Genomic DNA, 17277 nt, shown 5'->3' on the forward strand with positions numbered 1-17277 from the left:
CTTTATCACAACAGAAATTACAGCATAGCTGAGATGTACTCGAACATGCGGTTTATTTCCTTGTGAAGTGTTCGTTGCTCCTTGGCAAGCCATCTACAATGAATGGCTTGATCTGTCAATTTTGTCACACTTGCCTGAAGGGACTGCTCCTGTTGGATTTGATTCTGTAAATCCCTTATTTGCAGATTGCGCACCAATGGAGAGACAATCCACAAAGAACCAATATAGCGTGCCTTTTCAAGCAAGCCGATTTTGGTAAAGCTCAACTCCTGCGGCTTGAATTGCAAGGAATCAAAAGCAATCAAAGTATCCTCTACATAGAGCTTGTATTTGGATTGAAATGCTTGATAGTCAAAGATTTCCCCTCGCATTTCTCTCCCTGGAGCGACAATCTCTCCCCAGATCAATGTTGAGCTTTCCTTCATACGTATGGTCGTATTCACCTGAAATTGTGCTCGTTCAAATGGGATAATCACCTCAGGAAGCCATTCTAATCTCGCCTGCTCTGCAAGTTCCACCGTTATGGCTTGTGTACAGAACTCACCATTGTGTGAAGGGTAAATTTTTAATGCTGATTGTTGCTTGAGCTTTACCTGACTATCTGGTGCAAGTGTAATCGTCATTTCATTGCGATCGCCTGCAACCATGCCCCCTGAGGATTCCATGATAAAAATGGTAGCTGCTGGATGATTGCCCTCGTATAGCTCACGACTAGCCTTTAATGGGGGCTGCTGGTACACATGGACAAGTCGTGTATAGCCCCGTCTTGGTTCAAAGACCATCTCTAATTTGCCAAAATGATTAACTTTGCTGGGGTTAAACATCTTTTTCAACTGCTTCGGCACCTTCAAGTAGCAAATGGTGCTGAATCCATTCAACCACCTTATCTACATTCGTTTGAGAGCGAACATCCGCAAAAATATATGGACGTCCAGCACGCATTTTTTTCACGTCCTGATCCATTAGCTCAAGATCAACCCCAACATGAGGAGCTAGTGATGTTTTATTAATAAGCAATAAATCTGAACGTGTTAGCGCTGGACCACCCTTACGTGGGATGTCCTGTCCCTCTGCCACATCAATGACATAAATATAGCCATGCACGAGCTCAGGACTAAATGTTGCCGATAGATTATCGCCACCGCTTTCAATAAAAATAATATCTAAATCTGGAAAGCTTTTATTCAAATCATCAATCGCAGCAAAATTCATCGAGGCATCCTCTCGAATGGCTGTATGTGGACAACCACCTGTTTCTACCCCAATAATTCGCTCCTCTGCTAACACGCCGTTTGTGATTAAATACTGTGCATCTTCTCTTGTATAAATATCGTTGGTAATCACGGCTACGTTGTAGTGTTCATGCATTACCCGTGTTAATTGATCGACTAAAGATGTTTTGCCTGAACCAACAGGTCCACCGATACCAATGCGTACTGGTTTCATATAGATCCTCTCGCTTTCTATGAAATAAATAATCTCGAAAATAAAAACTCATGCTTCATGGAAGCTAGTTCAATACCTAATGCATTATTCGCTAGATCATCCATTGTTAATGTCATCACTGTTGTAGCTGCTTCCTCCACAGAGGGTAGTAAGGTATGTAATGCTTGCACACCTGTATTTTGACCAAACGGTACAGCACGGACAGCATTTTGTACTAAACCACTAATTGATGCGTACATAAAGGTCATGACTGCGTGAAAAACATTCACACCTAGTGCTTCACAATAAAGCCCATAGAGAATTGCATAATGGCCTTTTACTTCTTCACGGTCAATCTGCTCTTTCCATTGCAATAAAAAAGGACTCTCCATTAGAGGGGCTACCGTTCGCATAAATTGCTTCCCTACATTGACACTAGCGTCTCTAGATTCTTTCGCTAGCTTCATTGCCCCACAGATTTCGTCGAGCTCCATAAGATGGGCAACATCTCTCCTTTTAGCTGCATGGAACGCCTCTTGAATGAGGATGGCGTCCCCATAGACTAGATTTTGAAATAAATAGACCTGACAAAATTCAACTAATTGTTCCTTTGTGCGAATGATATCTTCCTGAATATACGTTTCCATACCATAGGAATGCGTATAGGAACCAATTGGAAATGCGGAGTCATGGATTTGCAATAATTGTAATAAGGATAAATTAGTGAGCGTGTCCGCGGTATTTGAACGGTTGCTTGAAGCGTCGTTCAGTCGTTTCATAGTGCACCCCAATTTCATCTAATAATGGATTAATCGTATGATCTGCTCGTACGATGATTTCATTGTTTTCAATTAAGCAAGGAGTATGGCGATTGCCTAATTCAAAGGCAGCTTTCCCCATTTCGTACATATCTTTTGGTGTAATCACAAGAACTGGCTCCAATTTTGTACGGATTGCAATTCGTCGTTGCTCATCCTCGAATAATAGGTCACCATATTGTAGAGGCTCTTCACCCTCTATACGTAAAGCGATATCTGTTCCTTGATCCGTTGCTGTGCGAAGAATGCGTTTGCTTAATTCCTCCCACTCTAGCTCAATCCATTCCGTTGCCTTTTGTGGATGTTCTTCTTCATTCGCTATGTTGCCAATTATTTTTTCTATTAACATATGGTTTAGCTCCTCGTTTTCTTTGTATTCGCTGTTACACTCATATAATGTGCTTAGAATAAGAAATAGCGTTGTGCCATTGGAAGTACATCCACTGGTTCACATGTTGCTAGCTCCCCATCAATTTTCACTTCATAGGTTTCTGGATTGACATCAATCTGCGGCGTGGCATTGTTAAGCTTCATGTCAGCTTTACGAATATTTCGGCAATTTGAAACCGTGCCAATCATTCGTTTTAAGCCTAATTTTTCTGGCAAGCCTTCTTCCACAGCGATTTTCGGTAAAAATGTCATGCCACAATGCTGGGGTCCTTGACCGTAGAAGCCATATGTCCGACGACCTTTCATTGGCTGTGGTGTAGGAATCGATGCATTTGGATCGCCTGTTATACCATACACGGCAATTCCAGCCTTAATGACAACCTCCGCCTTCACCCCAAAGAACGCTGGGTCCCATAAGACGATATCTGCTAATTTACCTTCTTCCAGCGAGCCTACTTCATGGCTTATGCCATGGGCAATAGCTGGGTTAATATTTAGTTTTGCTATATAACGCTTAACGCGATAATTATCGTGATCCTTGCCTTCATCCTGTGGTAATGGACCACGCTGTTTTTTCATTTTGTCTGCTGTTTGGAACGTTCGTATTGTGACCTCACCAACACGTCCCATCGCTTGTGAATCGGAAGACATGATGCTCAAAATCCCTAAATCCTGCATAATATCTTCCGCTGCAATTGTTTCTGGGCGTATGCGTGAATCTGCAAATGCCACATCCTCTGGTACATCATGCTTTAGATGGTGACAAACCATCAGCATATCTAAATGCTCATCAATCGTGTTTGTCGTAAACGGTTTGGTAGGATTCGTCGATGCTGGCAAAATATTAGGTAAGGATGCCATCACTAATTGGTCTGGTGCATGACCGCCACCCGCCCCTTCCGTATGAAAAATATGAATGACACGGCCATCAATCGCATTGATTGTATCTTCTACAAATCCTGCTTCATTCAATGTATCGGAGTGTAGGGCAACTTGAATATCATATTCATCTGCCACCGATAGACTTTGATCGAGTGCAGCTGGTGTTGCACCCCAGTCCTCATGGATTTTTAAACCGATTGCGCCTGCACGAACCTGCTCAATAATAGGCGCAGGATCAGATGCACTACCCTTTCCAAGCAAACCAACATTGATGGGGAATCCCTCTACAGCCTGTAGCATGCGATGCAGATGCCATTCACCTGCCGTTAAGCTTGTCGCCTTTGAGCCTGCTGCAGGACCTGTTCCACCGCCAATAAATGTCGTTGTCCCTGCTAATAATGCTGTTTCCACCTGATCGGGACTGATGAAATGGATATGCGTGTCAATTGCTCCTGCCGTTGCAATAAGCCCTTCGCCTGCATAAACCTCTGTTCCAACACCAATGATCATGTCCTGATCGACACCATCCATGCTGTTTGGATTACCTGCTTTCCCTATACCGATAATGCGACCATCTTTGATACCAATATCTGCTTTCACAATGCCTGTATAGTCGATAATCATCACATTGGTAATAACGGTATCCAGGACACCTTCATTGCGTGTGTTTTTACCATTTTGCCCCATTGAGACACGTAGTGATTTACCACCACCAAAGACCCCCTCATCACCGTATGAAGTATAGTCCTTCTCAATTTCAATCCATAAATCCGTATCGGCTAAACGGACTTTATCGCCCACAGTGGGGCCAAACATTTTCGCGTAAGCTTCATGTGTTACCTTCATTTTTCTTCCGCTCCTTTAAAGCCACCTTCAATTGCCTTGTCTAAAATTTCGTCCTTATGGTGGGTAGAGCCCTCTGTTAACATATTTAAGCCAAAGACATGTTGTTTACCACCAAATTCGACAAGCTCCACCTCTTTTTCTTCCCCAGGTTCAAAACGCACGGCTGTTCCTGATGGAATATTGAGATGCATACCAATCGCATCTTGTCGATTAAACGCTAGAAATCTATTAACCTCAATAAAATGAAAATGGGAACCTACTTGTATCGGGCGGTCACCTGTATTCGCCACCAATACCTTTTTCGTTGCTCGTCCCACATTGATTTCAATCACTTCGTTTTTCGGTCGAATTTCTCCAGGAATCATCCACAAACACTCCTTTTACTGAATTGGACGGTGAACTGTGACAAGTTTCGTCCCATCTGGGAATGTACATTCAACCTGCACATCTGAAATCATGTCCCCGACACCTTCCATCACATCTTCCGCTGTCAGTACATGCTTGGCATCACTCATAAGCTGTGCTACCGTTTTACCATCTCGAGCACCTTCCATAATAAAACTGCTAATTAGAGCGACAGCTTCTGGATAATTTAGCTTTAAGCCACGAGCTTTTCTTTTCAGCGCAAGTTCTCCTGCCACATGGAGGAGTAATTTTTCTTGTTCAACTGGTGATAGCTTCAATCCAATCTCTCTCTTTCTTTTATTCAGAATTATCTTTCAATAATATTTTTTCGAGGCATGACTTCCTTTCAGTTTTTTGTAATGGTCTTACGATTCAGTTTTAGTTACATTTAGTTGTTGTCTTACAAATTATGATTTCGCAAGGGATATGCGAAGAGAAATAGAAATGACTTGTTGACCCGGCGAGTGCGGGTTGCAATAGTTGAAGTGAGTAATAGAGGTAACAGCTAGTCCATTATAAGAAACTCGATTAGAAAATTCAACATTTTTATTTATCTGTTAATTTACAAGTTTATGAAATAAATAATAAAAAAAGAGGCATATTTTACAGAAAATTGGTCGTCTGTAAAAAAGCCTCTTCTCGATTGTCTGAAAGGAAGATAAAAATTATACTAAAAAACTTGTAAAATTATTAATATGTGATAGTTATTTCAGGGCTAAAAAATCTTGAAAATATCAATTTCTTACCTAGACATGAAATTGATTTGTTAACTTTTGTAAGTTATCCGCTTGGACACTTAAATCCTGTGTGACATGATTAACTGCTTGCATTGAGGCTGTTTGCTCATCCATTGAATGTAAAACAGCTTCTGTATAATTCGATAGCTTGTCCATACCAGCAGCGATGGTTGTTACAGTGGATGCCACTTCATTGGCGCTACTTGAAAGCTGCTCTGCTGTCGTCGAAATATCCTCAAGCTGACTCGTCATTTGACTAACATGCTGTGAAATCGTGCCAAAGGATTTTGTCGCCTCGTCAATGACATAAACGCCTTGTTGAACATTTTTTAAATCATCTTCTACTGATGAAGCTACTTGTTTTGTATCACTTTCTATTCCTACAACTAAATCCACAATTTGCGTTGCAGAGTGCTTTGATTGCTCTGCTAATTGACGCACTTCCTCAGCTACAACGGCGAAGCCTTTACCATGCTCTCCAGCGCGAGCTGCTTCTATGGCCGCATTTAATGCTAATAGATTTGTTTGATCTGTAATAGCTGTAATCATATCTGTCATTGATTTAATATCTGACATTTTAAGGGATAATTGCTGCATCAATCCACTTGTTTTTTCTGTTGAAGAGGAAATAAATTGCATTTGTTCCTTTGCCACATGTAAAATATTTGCACCATTTCCTGCTATCTCGCTAGCATCTTTCGCATGCACAAACACATCTTGTGTGGCTACTGTAATTCGCTCAATGCCATCAACGGTTTCTTGCATAGATTTAGCACTATCATTAGCCGATTGCGCTGCTTGCTTCAAGCCCTCGGACGTCTTCTCCATTTGTTGATCTACTTCTTCCACAGCAAGCGTAATTTCATTCGTACTCGCAGATAGTTCCTCTATGCTTGCTGATAAATTCGTAGAACTGTGCGCAATTTTTTGTGTCATTGTTCGTAATTGTTCCTGCATCTCTAAAAAGGATTGTGCTAGTTGAGAAATTTCACCATTGTCACGAACCTCAATGACAACTGTATCTAATTGGCCTGCCGTAATTCCTTGCGCAGCCTCTGTTAATTGTTTGATGGGCTGTATCACTTTGTAGTGGACATACACTGTGTAAGATAATGTAATAGCAATTCCTACAATCGTTAACACGGTAGAAAACCAATCTAATGTCGTTACATTGGCTAAATCGATGAATAAAATAATGATCATTAAGACGTTTAAAACGGAAAAGCCAAGTAAACTCTTTTTTCGTAAACTCATTACAAATTCCCCCAACTAAAATATGTCTTCTATACCATTATTATAGTTGAATTATCCTAAAACGCATAAGGATACGCTCTATTTTTATATGAGGAAAGGTCTACAAAAAAAAGACTGGAGACAGCCTCCTAGGGCATGTCTACAGTCCATTAGTGCTCGTTTTATTTTAATTTCATAATACTAGAACCCGCAATACCTGGGTGTGTCATTTCATATGGATCTAAAATTAAGTCAAGTTGTTCTTTTGTTAGGACACCTTCTTCAAGGCAAAGCTCACGAATAGAACGACCTGTTAAAATGGCTTCACGTGCTAGACGAGCAGCTACTTCATAACCAATGTGAGGGTTAACTGCTGTTAGCACTCCTACACTTTTTTCTACATATTCTTTCATGCGCTCTTCATTTGCTTCAATATCTTTTAAGCAGTTTTCAGTAAACGCGCGGAAGACATTATTCATAATACTAATGGATTGGATTAGGTTAAACACTAATACAGGCTCCATTACGTTTAATTCTAATTGACCAGCTTCTGATGCTAGAGAAATCGTATGGTCATTCCCAATTACTTGGAAGGCTACTTGGTTCAGTACCTCTGGCATTACTGGGTTGACTTTACCTGGCATAATTGAAGAACCTGGTTGACGAGCTGGTAACAGGATTTCTCCTAAGCCTGCGCGTGGACCAGAGGCCATTAAGCGCAAGTCATTAGCAATTTTAGACATATTAATCATACAGATTTTTAAAGCGCCTGATACTTCTGTGTAGGCATCTGTATTTTGTGTAGCATCCACTAAATGCGTTGCCCCTTTTAATGGTAAACCAGAAATTTCAGCAAGATGCTCATCAACAGATTTAATGTAGTCTGGGAAGGCATTTAATCCTGTTCCGACAGCCGTTGCACCCATGTTCACATCATATAAATTTGGACGTGTTTGACGAATGCGTACGATGTCACGGTTGATCACGCGGCAATAAGCTTCAAACTCTTGTCCTAAGCGGATTGGCACGGCATCCTGTAAATGCGTACGTCCCATTTTAATGACATGAGCAAATTGCTCTGCTTTTTGATGGAAAACCGATTGCATATAATCCATCGTAATTAATAATTCATCTATTAAATTTAACACAGCGATATGAATAGCTGTTGGGAAAGCATCATTTGTTGATTGTGACATATTGACATGACTGTTTGGGCTTACTGTGTGATAGTCACCCTTTTCTTTCCCTAAAATTTCTAGGGCACGGTTAGCGATGACTTCATTGGCATTCATATTGATGGATGTACCTGCTCCACCTTGAATTGGGTCTACGATAAATTCAGCATCCCATTTGCCATCAATCACTTCTTGTGCTGCTTCGACAATTGCCTCACCAATTTCTTTTGATAATAGGTGTACTTCCATATTACTTAATGCAGCTGCCTTCTTCACAATCCCCATTGCTTTAATAAGGGAAGAGTGAATTGTGTAGCCTGTAATTGGGAAGTTTTCCGTAGCACGTAGTGTTTGAATTCCGTAATACGCCTCTGCTGGTAATACGCGCTCACCTAAAAAATCTTTTTCTATTCGTTGTGTTGACATTATTGTCGTCTCCTTTTATGTAATACTCACACTTGATAGTAGCTAATAAAAGTCGTATTGTAAACAGTCATTTTTCTGTAAACGAAAAAAATCCTTCAAAAAAGCAAAAAAAACACAAAAAACCGAGCGCATTTTATCTTGATTCAGCAAATGTTTTGTGCAATGAACGCCAATGTAAGGTATTTATGACTCGCTCATACTATTTGCTCAAAATTCCACTGAAATAATAGAAGAACACCGTCAAAAGCGCCACGTCCTGTGGCATTGACGGTGTGACCAACTTCGTGTTGCCCCAAATCTGGACGCAATTACGCCGAGGCGAAATTGATAGAAACGCTCGGTTGCATTTATTATTTATTCGACGTTACTGTGAAACGGCTATTAACGTGCTGTGGGTTTTCTAATTCATCGACGACAGCCACTGCGTAATCGGCATAGCTGACATAGCTTTCCCCCGCATCATTTACTAATAAGTGGTCGACTCCTGCTGTATAGTGACCTGTACGTGGACCTTCTGGATCGAAAAATGCAGATGGACTAATAAATGTCCAAGTAATGGATGATTGTTGTAAATCCTGTAGGTTTTGTCCTTGATTTTGCGCTGTTGCTAAATACATGGCTGGGAAATCTGGTGTATCCATCACACGTACTTTTTTCTCTGGGTCCACAAATAGACTGCCCGCTCCCCCTACAACCACTAATTTTGTGGAAATACCTTGGAAAATCGAGATCAAATGACGACCCGCTTTGACGTGTAAATCTTCTTGTCCAGCTGGAGCACCAAATGCATTGACAACGACATCGAAGCCTTTTACATCCTCTTGCGTCACATCAAACACATCTTTTTCAATTACTGGAATAGCTGCTGTCACTTTTGCTGCTGAACGAACGATGGCTGTGACCTCATGCCCACGTTGTACCGCTTCCTCTACTATTTTTTGTCCAGCTTTTCCTGTTGCACCAATTACGGCAATTTTCATGATTTATTCCTCCTAAGGTTTAGTTGTAACCATTTTAGTTACAGGTTAGATACAAGAAGACCATCTCCGTCTAAGCACGAAGCTGATCTAGCACATCCTGTAGCGTCTGTGCCTGTAATTGCTCTTCCATTGCCAGCCAAACAGATGTATAGACTCCCTCCAATGTATGCTGGATTTTTTGACCTACTGCACACGCTGGATTTGGCTCATCATGAATGGCAAATAGCTGCTCTGGCCCATCAATTGCCTGATAAATAGCTAACAGTGTTAAATCCTTTGGCTCTACTAATAGCTCATAGCCCGCCATGCCAGTATGAGAAGAAAGTAACCCTGCTTTTTTTAGCACACCAATCATTCTTCTTACGACTACTGGATTGGTATTCACACTTCCAGCTATAAAATCGGACGTAAGGAGACTTTTATCAGATGTTGTAGCAATGAGCGAAAGAATATGGATCGCCACCGAAAATCGACTGTTCACCATATGTATCACCACCTGTTGTAACTATTATAGTTACAGGTGCAGAAAAAAGTCAAGCACTGTCACCTGTATGTATTGTTCCCGTTATGCTGTTGCTAATGTATCACTTATATTTTTTTTACGTAAATGACTAATTCCTGACGTATTTGACCGTTGTCCTCATAAAAATCTAAATTATGAAATTCATATTTAAAGTGACCTACTGGAAATGTCACACTTTCTCCTTGTGCTGCTGCCAAAATACCTGCTACATCTTGTGACACCATATGTAGCAGCTCTTCCCCAGAATAAGAATCGATAAAAATAACATTCATAAAAAAAACACCTCCACAGCCATTATAGCTTAGAAGGCGCTTACATTTATAGTGTATCTTTATAACCTTTCAAACGAATCTTTTCGATGATTTGCATCATTTCTTGAATTTGCTGCTGCGACAATTCGATCTTGTTACAAGAATATGCATGTTGATCAGAACCCATGCTTTGTTCTGGCTCACTTTGCTGTCGATCATATTCTTCTACTAGAAGTACCATTGTATTTTTCACAACTATCACCCCTACAATATAATGGACTATTCCTATTATACCAAATAATGCTAATTATACCATAATAACTATAATCAATTTCTTTTCATCCAGTCATCCATCTACTTACCTATTTAGCAAAATAAATAGGTAGACCTAGCTATTCGTTTAAAAAAACAGCAACCAAAATGGCTGCTGTTAGCATTATACGGCAATCGGTGCTTTAATCGCAGGATGTGGATCATATCCTTCAATCGATAAATCCTCAAGCTCTATATCAAAGATGGATGCTTTATTTGGATTGATGTGCAATGTTGGTAGGTTTCTTGGCTCACGTGATAGCTGTTCTTTTACTTGCTCCACATGGTTTGCATAAATATGGGCATCCCCAATGCTATGAATAAATTCGCCAACCTCTAGGCCACACTCATGTGCGATCAAATGTGTTAATAAGGCGTAAGATGCAATATTGAATGGACAGCCTAATAATGTATCTAGGCTACGTTGCATTAACTGGCAGCTTAATTGACCATTTGCTACATAAAATTGGAACATCACATGGCACGGTGGTAATGCAGCCTTACTGCCCTTTGCGCCCGCATTAATGACATCCTCAGGATTCCATGCATTGACAATGATACGGCGTGAATCAGGCTGATGCTTAATCTGATGAATGACATCCTGTAGCTGATCAAGGCTTTCGCCATCAGAGGTTGTCCAATGGCGCCATTGTTTGCCATAGACATTTCCGAGATCTCCATATTGCTGTGCAAAGTCATCATCTGTTAAGACACGTTCACAAAATGAAGCAAGCTCTTTTTGATACAATGCATTAAATGACTCGTCAACTAAACAGCGTCGACCAAAATCTGTCATATCAGGGCCTGTATACTCATCAGATTCTACCCATTTTTTAAATGCCCATTCATCCCAGATGTGGTTATTATGCTGCAATAGGTAACGGATATTGGTATCCCCTTTAATGAACCATAGTAATTCACTTGCTACAAGCTTAAAGGGCACACGCTTTGTCGTTAGAAGAGGGAAACCTTTGCTTAAATCAAAACGCATTTGATACCCAAAGACACTGTATGTACCTGTCCCTGTTCGATCCTCTTTCTTTGTGCCATTTTCTAATATATGTTGTAGTAAATTTAAGTACGCGAATTCTGGATGCGTCATTTTTCTTCAACAGCTCCTTCAAGTTTGCTGTTGACCATTATACCATTTCACAACGAATTATTGTTGAGCTCCCTTGAAATTTCACTCTCCGTTGTGACGAAAAAAGTGGGCAGCAAGATGATATTTAATAAAACAGGTCCAACGATCACTAATAAATCAATACCAGGACTAAAATATAATCCAAATGCTGTAATTAGACCCGATAATACAAGGAACACGATTTGTGCGACAATGATTAAAATTGGCACCAATTGATACAGGTAATTGAGTTTACGGAACTGATGCAGATTGTCTGGGTTTTTAATGACTTTCCTTTTTAACCGTCTGGATAAAATAAGACAAGCAAGCAGTTGAATAGCCATAAAGCTAAAATAGATAACACTGTATACAAGCAGCTGACTTTTTTGAATGGTGCCATCAAAATGACCCACTCTTTGGTTTAATAACTCTTGGACTGCTCCCTCATAGACATATTCACGTTCACTTAAAAAAGTAAATGGCTCCATAAAGCCAAGCGCTGTCCAATCCTTTGTATTAACAGTCCACTTGGACAATTTACTTGCTAAAATACGCAATTGAATAGGATCTTGCTCGCCAAACATCCCTACTAGATGACGATAGGGAATGGCTACCTTTAGCTGACCATCCTGCTTTTCTTGAAATAAATCCTGAATATAGAAGGTATAGGCAACATCGGATTTATTGGCCTCGTAACGAGTCTCTCCAATTTTCCAATGATTAGCTAAGGAGGCTTGAATGCCATTTTTCATTTCTGTATAGGGCATATCCTTATGTAAATGCTTCGGAATCTTATAAACAAAATGATGATCGCTCCCAATGAGACCGATTTCTACCTCAACTTTATCCTGATTCACCGTTTTGGCCTTCGTGGTCAATGGAATGGTGATCATAGCGATGAGAAAAAAAAGAATAAGTGTTAAAATGCCTTTTTTCACGCAAAAGTCCCCCTATTCGTCACTAATGATTAAATTTACCCTATCATAGCCATGTCCGAAAACACTATTTCGTTATTCCGAAAAAACAATAGTGGTTTTCCGAAACCCGTTATTTCGGTATTCCAAATTTATCAATTATTAGCGATAATATATAGGAGATTAAGATCATAAGCAAATTCGAGGTTTCACAATGAAAAAATGGACATATTGTATTTTTCTTACTTATTTAATACTTGGAATTTATGTATTAGGTATTACCATCAAAACACCCTTTATTAGTCTCACTCTTAATACGACAAACGGTCAGCCTGTTATTATGGACAGCTATTACCTGCAATGGGCAGAGCAAAAAAATATTGAAAAAGGAGATGTGATTGTGGCTATCGATGGGCAGCCAGCCATGGAGAATCGCTACGTTCAGCTACAAATGGTCGTTAGAAGTGCTAATTCATTAACGATTCAAAAGGCCGATAAAAGCATCCATACCATTGCTGTCAAGCATCGAGATATGCCAGAAGAATTATATTTGCAAATTTTGTTCCCAATCTTTTATTTTCTCCTAGCTTTTGGTGTCGCACTTTATGTGTGTCGACGCAATCAAAATAATCTTTCAATGTTTTTATTGATCCTATTTTTATTAACCTGCTCGATGGCCTATATCAGTACTGGCGCATCAGCAAGAGGAAATATGATCGGAATGTTTGTCATTGGCATTTGTATTATTTTATGTCTGGTTCTCTTTATTCACTTTTTACAACACTTTTTCAAGTACCTACAAATTAAGTGGACCTACCCTCACAGCAAATGGCTGTACTTATTAATACTGTTCATCCCTGGCTGTTATGTAATGGAGGAAGTTGAGCCATCATTACGTGAGTTCACACCTATATTGAACCTAAGTTTATTTGCTGTCCTGGTAGTCTATGCAATTTATATTTTATTAACGAGTTATTTACGCACAAAATTGGCGAAAATTCGTTTAATTGCGCTTGCCTTTATCGTGCCGTTTTTACCCTTTTTATTATTCTTCGTTACACCTGAAATATTAGGACATAAGCCGATATTACACGCTGAAATTGCCGCATTGTTTTTATTATTTATTCCGTTCTCTTTTCTGTTCATTCAGGTGAACGAACGATTATTCGATATTGAATATCAATTATCACGATTACGCTATTATTCAACATTAGCCTTTTTTAGTGCGCTTCTATTAACAGCAGGAATTGCCCTGTTATTTATGGGGCAGCTATCCATCGTCCATGTCACAAGTATTTTTTTACTTGTCTTTATGGTGATCATTGCGAGCTTCTATATAAAAGAACGCATTGATTTTAAGTATCGGAAAATTATCTTCTCCTCTACTGGAAATTATGTACATAATTTATATGCAGCCGTTCAGCGCATGGGCAAAGCAAAAAACCAACAAGAATTATTGGATCGTTTTAAATATGAAATCACCGAGAAGCTTGGAACAACTGCGTTTCATATCCGTACAATAACAGACGAATCTCCAAAGCATGTAAGCCACTATCCCCAATTATTGCTACATGATGCTGGAGAGGAAAAGATCATGTTAGAAATACGCCATGCGCTTCAAAAGGAAGAACTACTTTGGTTAGAATTGCTTGCTCTGTATGTGTCGATGTTTATCAATAACTTACGGCAAATTGAGGATTTAGTACGTGAAATTCAGCATATAAAAAATACCAGTGATACACCGCTTCCTTGGCTCGATAAATTGCTATGGAACATTATTGAGAAAGAAAAGAGCATTTTAGCACAGGAATTACATGATACCATTTTGCAGGAGCAGCTTCATTTAGCCAGAGAGCTTGATGTTCTTGCAGGCTCTCCTACTATTCAAAAGGAAACCGTGCTAGCTATACGCGAGCAGCTATTAAATGCAACGAAGGACTTACGAGAATATTGTGAGAACTTAAGTCCCCCACTATTGGATACCTTTGGTTTACAAATGGCATTAAAAAAACTCATTCAAAAGGTAAAAATAAGGGCTGATTTTTTATTAAGCGCACAAATTGATCGTGTAGAATTTCAGGATGTCACCCTGCATCTCGTTGTCTATCGTCTCGTTCAGGAGCTGTTAAATAATGCAATCAAGCATGCCGAAGCAACTGAGGTTTCGCTTCAATTACAAGCAATCCCTCAAGGCTTTATCCTTCGATACGATGATAACGGCATAGGCTGCGATATTGACGATTTAATACAGTCCTCTGCATCAATGGGCATTAATGGCATTCGTGAACGTGTCCGTGCTTTTAATGGTGACATTACCATTCAATCGAGCCTTAACGAGGGCATGCATATTTATATACAAATACAAGAGGACGGGGATTCATATGATGAACATACTTATTATAGATGACCATCCTGTCGTTTTAGATGGTACGAAAACATTGTTACAAGATTTAGCCAATGTTCACATCGAAACAGAGCAGGATAGCGCGGCCGTTTTATCAAGAATGGATACAGATACCTTTCAGTTATTTCTCATTGATATCAATATGAAGCCAATCAACGGCATTCAACTATCAGAGATGATTAAGAAAAAACAACCAGATGCACTAATCATTCTTTATACAGGCTACGAACTTTCCGATTATTATGAGCTATTGATTGAGAAAAAAATTGACGGCCTATTATCGAAGCTTGCGACAAAGGAGCAAGTGATCCAAACCATTCAAGCAGCCATAAGAGGTGAGATTTTACTTGCAGCCGATTTCTTAGACTTTGTTCAGCAACGCACTAATCTGCCGAATGTGCAACAGGAGGTTCTACTGAGCGACAAGGAACAGGAAATTCTACAGCTCGTTGCCCAAGGCTGTACAAATAAAGCGATCGCCTCTGCAATAGGGGTCACCCAGCGTACGGTGGAGAACTATTTATCCAAGCTATTCGTCAAGCTGAATGTAGAATCGCGAGCAGAGGCTGTCATCGTTGCTAAGGAAAAAGCATGGATTAATTAATGAGGAAATAGCGTTTCTTTACTATTAGATTACAAATGTAAATTTTTCCTTACTAAAAACGGAATTTACTGGATATACAAACAATTCTGTACTATAATAAGGGTAATAATTACATTACTTCATTGCTATGATTAAAACGCGTATTCAAAAGTAATACGAGCTTTTGAATACGTTTTTTATATGTGATAGAAGCAATTGATTGTTGAATTTTTTTGGGAGGGTGTTTACATGACACAAGGTACAGTAAAATGGTTTAACGCAGAAAAAGGTTTTGGCTTCATCGCAGTTGAAGGTGGCAATGATGTATTCGTACATTTCTCAGCTATCCAATCTGATGGCTTCAAAACTTTAGAAGAGGGCCAAAAAGTTGAATTCGGCGTAGAAGAAGGCAGCCGCGGACCTCAAGCAACGAATGTAGTGAAACTATAATCTTCACTTAACATAGACGTGCATAGAAAAAGAGACATCCATTTACGGATGTCTCTTTTTCCTGTTGCGTAGGTAGTCCCCCGTATTATCCATCACATTTTAACTAATATAAATGAATTTGATAATACTTTTTAGGGCGTCCACGCGTGGTAGACGTGTTGCTTGGTAATTCGTGTGCTAAATTTTTTTCATGGAGCTGCTTTAAAATGCGATTTGCAGAGCGTACAGTAATGCCGAGATGTGTGCTGAGCAGTTCCCCACTGACGATGGTTGTCGTTAGTTTTTCCAGCATCGCTTCAATTTTTTGTAATTGTAATAAGGGAATATCATATGTCGTACTTAAATTTTTTAAGTGCTGTTGTTTTTCATCGTCAAACTGTAGCATCGTTCCATATAATAAAGGCCCGATTTCTCGTGTATTTTCAATAATGTATCCCTGTGTTTCCTTTGAAGAGCAGAGGGTTGCGGCTTTTTTAGCAAACTCCTGACTTTCAATTAGAGAGTCACCTATTCCCCACCCTATTCTGACAGGAAACGATAGCTTCTCATTTAAAAAATCAACTAGGTGACAATGTGAATAACGATTCGTTGTACTTAAAAATTGCTTATAGGTCGTGATAATTGCAATAAAGGATGCCTCACGATGGACGATAAATGAGCTAGCATACAGTTGTTTAAAGTCTAATATAGTTTTATATAAGGCAATTTGCCGATATTCTAGGTCTTCTATATTCGATTTATCTATCGGAATTAAAATATGCACTACCACTACTTTATTTTGGTTAAGCTGTTGAATTTGCAGTTGATTGAGAAAATGATCTAATGTTAATTGCATGGCATATTGAGACGGGTAAAAAGCGATAAACGGTATATTTTGATCAGCTAAGCGCTCACGTATTTCTGCAATGCGGGTAAAGCTTAAATCAACCTTGTTTTCGTTATGCAATTGTATGTGCCATTCAGCAGCTTTGTCGATAATATCACTACTTGCATACTCGCTCATCGTTTGGCTAAAAAGATAAGGTTTTTTTCCAATCGACCATTCATGAATACCCAAATAGCCGTTTTCTTCATAGCAAAAGTCGATGGCAATGCGATTCATAGCCATCTTTTTCTCATAAAAAAGCTCTGTAACGGTACGGTAAAAATCCCGCTCTGAAATATCAAAATAATGCATGGGTACCGTTGCTTCTTGAAAATGCTTTTGCGCATAGAAATAGGGAATTTGCCCGCTAAAAAGCGCCCCATCTCCCCCTTCCAGATACTTTTCCAAAAGCTCATTTAAATGTTCAAAATCAGTATAAGCATAGTAATGAAATTCGCAAAAAGAGGGTTTAATTTTTTCAAGCTGCTGAACCCATGAAAGTGAGCGTTTTGCGGTAAAAACATTAATTTTATACATA

At 39.5% G+C, this 17277-nt stretch carries 19 protein-coding genes; 3 read left to right on the forward strand and 16 right to left on the reverse strand.

The window, feature by feature from the left end; translation table 11 throughout:
• Positions 1-17 precede the first annotated feature (17 nt).
• The 15 genes from CD31_RS20510 to CD31_RS20580 form a co-directional block, all read right to left on the reverse strand.
• On the reverse strand, positions 18-824 hold the full coding sequence (locus tag CD31_RS20510; RefSeq protein WP_036081561.1) for an urease accessory protein UreD: 807 nt from the start codon (positions 822-824) through the stop codon (positions 18-20).
• On the reverse strand, positions 817-1446 hold the full coding sequence (gene ureG, locus CD31_RS20515) for an urease accessory protein UreG (RefSeq protein WP_016992584.1): 630 nt from the start codon (positions 1444-1446) through the stop codon (positions 817-819). Before ureG ends, CD31_RS20510 begins: the two co-directional genes overlap by 8 nt.
• 17 nt (positions 1447-1463) lie before the next feature.
• Positions 1464-2204 carry an urease accessory protein UreF gene (locus CD31_RS20520; protein ID WP_244904990.1) on the reverse strand — a complete coding sequence of 247 codons (741 nt, stop codon included), beginning with the start codon at positions 2202-2204 and terminating at the stop codon, positions 1464-1466.
• A complete protein-coding gene (locus CD31_RS20525) occupies positions 2146-2592 on the reverse strand; it encodes an urease accessory protein UreE (protein ID WP_016992586.1) in 447 nt (148 codons plus the stop codon). The genes CD31_RS20520 and CD31_RS20525 overlap by 59 nt, the downstream gene beginning before the upstream one ends.
• Before the next feature lie 53 nt (positions 2593-2645).
• Positions 2646-4361, reverse strand: coding sequence for an urease subunit alpha (ureC, locus tag CD31_RS20530; RefSeq protein WP_036080661.1), 1716 nt, complete (start codon positions 4359-4361; stop codon positions 2646-2648).
• The gene (locus CD31_RS20535) at positions 4358-4726 is read right to left on the reverse strand and encodes an urease subunit beta (RefSeq protein WP_036080664.1); all 369 of its coding nucleotides are present in this window, start codon (positions 4724-4726) and stop codon (positions 4358-4360) included. Before CD31_RS20535 ends, ureC begins: the two co-directional genes overlap by 4 nt.
• Before the next feature lie 15 nt (positions 4727-4741).
• Entirely contained in the window at positions 4742-5044 is a 303-nt protein-coding gene (gene ureA / locus CD31_RS20540) for an urease subunit gamma (protein WP_036080666.1), read from the reverse strand.
• A gap of 468 nt (positions 5045-5512) precedes the next feature.
• A complete protein-coding gene (locus tag CD31_RS20545) occupies positions 5513-6757 on the reverse strand; it encodes a methyl-accepting chemotaxis protein (RefSeq protein WP_016992589.1) in 1245 nt (414 codons plus the stop codon).
• 161 nt (positions 6758-6918) lie between these two features.
• Complete coding sequence (aspA, locus tag CD31_RS20550; RefSeq protein WP_016992590.1) at positions 6919-8337, reverse strand: aspartate ammonia-lyase; 1419 nt, start codon at positions 8335-8337, stop codon at positions 6919-6921.
• A gap of 350 nt (positions 8338-8687) precedes the next feature.
• Entirely contained in the window at positions 8688-9317 is a 630-nt protein-coding gene (locus CD31_RS20555) for an NAD(P)-dependent oxidoreductase (protein ID WP_036080669.1), read from the reverse strand.
• 70 nt (positions 9318-9387) lie between these two features.
• On the reverse strand, positions 9388-9801 hold the full coding sequence (locus CD31_RS20560) for an Rrf2 family transcriptional regulator (RefSeq protein WP_016992591.1): 414 nt from the start codon (positions 9799-9801) through the stop codon (positions 9388-9390).
• A gap of 104 nt (positions 9802-9905) precedes the next feature.
• Positions 9906-10112: a hypothetical protein gene (locus tag CD31_RS20565; protein WP_036080672.1), complete on the reverse strand. Its 207-nt coding sequence runs from the start codon at positions 10110-10112 to the stop codon at positions 9906-9908.
• 46 nt (positions 10113-10158) lie between these two features.
• Positions 10159-10344 carry a hypothetical protein gene (locus tag CD31_RS20570; protein ID WP_036080675.1) on the reverse strand — a complete coding sequence of 62 codons (186 nt, stop codon included), beginning with the start codon at positions 10342-10344 and terminating at the stop codon, positions 10159-10161.
• 183 nt (positions 10345-10527) lie between these two features.
• Complete coding sequence (locus CD31_RS20575; RefSeq protein WP_036080678.1) at positions 10528-11505, reverse strand: thymidylate synthase; 978 nt, start codon at positions 11503-11505, stop codon at positions 10528-10530.
• A 47-nt stretch (positions 11506-11552) separates the two neighbouring features.
• Entirely contained in the window at positions 11553-12461 is a 909-nt protein-coding gene (locus CD31_RS20580; RefSeq protein WP_036080681.1) for a hypothetical protein, read from the reverse strand.
• A 190-nt stretch (positions 12462-12651) separates the two neighbouring features.
• On the opposite strand from CD31_RS20580, the gene CD31_RS20585 reads away from it, so the two are divergent.
• The 3 genes from CD31_RS20585 (at position 12652) to CD31_RS20595 (ending at position 15874) form a co-directional block, all read left to right on the forward strand.
• Complete coding sequence (locus CD31_RS20585; RefSeq protein WP_036080684.1) at positions 12652-14844, forward strand: ATP-binding protein; 2193 nt, start codon at positions 12652-12654, stop codon at positions 14842-14844.
• Positions 14819-15445 (forward strand): response regulator transcription factor, encoded by a 627-nt coding sequence (locus tag CD31_RS20590; RefSeq protein ID WP_036080687.1) that lies wholly within the window; start codon positions 14819-14821, stop codon positions 15443-15445. Before CD31_RS20585 ends, CD31_RS20590 begins: the two co-directional genes overlap by 26 nt.
• 228 nt (positions 15446-15673) lie before the next feature.
• Positions 15674-15874 (forward strand): cold-shock protein, encoded by a 201-nt coding sequence (locus CD31_RS20595; protein WP_004230248.1) that lies wholly within the window; start codon positions 15674-15676, stop codon positions 15872-15874.
• 103 nt (positions 15875-15977) lie between these two features.
• On the opposite strand, the gene CD31_RS20600 is transcribed toward CD31_RS20595, so the two are convergent.
• On the reverse strand, positions 15978-17276 hold the full coding sequence (locus CD31_RS20600; RefSeq protein ID WP_036080690.1) for a hypothetical protein: 1299 nt from the start codon (positions 17274-17276) through the stop codon (positions 15978-15980).
• Position 17277 lies beyond the last annotated feature (1 nt).

It is taken from the genome of Lysinibacillus boronitolerans JCM 21713 = 10a = NBRC 103108, assembly GCF_000772935.1.
Lineage (GTDB): Bacteria > Bacillota > Bacilli > Bacillales_A > Planococcaceae > Lysinibacillus > Lysinibacillus boronitolerans.

Coding starts and splice junctions, on each gene's coding strand:
- CD31_RS20510 (WP_036081561.1), bottom strand. CDS start 824: ATGTTTAACCCCAGCAAAGTTAATCATTTTGGCAAATTAGAGATGGTC.
- ureG (WP_016992584.1), bottom strand. CDS start 1,446: ATGAAACCAGTACGCATTGGTATCGGTGGACCTGTTGGTTCAGGCAAA.
- CD31_RS20520 (WP_244904990.1), bottom strand. CDS start 2,204: ATGAAACGACTGAACGACGCTTCAAGCAACCGTTCAAATACCGCGGAC.
- CD31_RS20525 (WP_016992586.1), bottom strand. CDS start 2,592: ATGTTAATAGAAAAAATAATTGGCAACATAGCGAATGAAGAAGAACAT.
- ureC (WP_036080661.1), bottom strand. CDS start 4,361: ATGAAGGTAACACATGAAGCTTACGCGAAAATGTTTGGCCCCACTGTG.
- CD31_RS20535 (WP_036080664.1), bottom strand. CDS start 4,726: ATGATTCCTGGAGAAATTCGACCGAAAAACGAAGTGATTGAAATCAAT.
- CD31_RS20545 (WP_016992589.1), bottom strand. CDS start 6,757: ATGAGTTTACGAAAAAAGAGTTTACTTGGCTTTTCCGTTTTAAACGTC.
- aspA (WP_016992590.1), bottom strand. CDS start 8,337: ATGTCAACACAACGAATAGAAAAAGATTTTTTAGGTGAGCGCGTATTA.
- CD31_RS20555 (WP_036080669.1), bottom strand. CDS start 9,317: ATGAAAATTGCCGTAATTGGTGCAACAGGAAAAGCTGGACAAAAAATA.
- CD31_RS20560 (WP_016992591.1), bottom strand. CDS start 9,801: ATGGTGAACAGTCGATTTTCGGTGGCGATCCATATTCTTTCGCTCATT.
- CD31_RS20565 (WP_036080672.1), bottom strand. CDS start 10,112: ATGAATGTTATTTTTATCGATTCTTATTCTGGGGAAGAGCTGCTACAT.
- CD31_RS20575 (WP_036080678.1), bottom strand. CDS start 11,505: ATGACGCATCCAGAATTCGCGTACTTAAATTTACTACAACATATATTA.
- CD31_RS20585 (WP_036080684.1), top strand. CDS start 12,652: ATGAAAAAATGGACATATTGTATTTTTCTTACTTATTTAATACTTGGA.
- CD31_RS20590 (WP_036080687.1), top strand. CDS start 14,819: ATGATGAACATACTTATTATAGATGACCATCCTGTCGTTTTAGATGGT.
- CD31_RS20595 (WP_004230248.1), top strand. CDS start 15,674: ATGACACAAGGTACAGTAAAATGGTTTAACGCAGAAAAAGGTTTTGGC.
- CD31_RS20600 (WP_036080690.1), bottom strand. CDS start 17,276: ATGTATAAAATTAATGTTTTTACCGCAAAACGCTCACTTTCATGGGTT.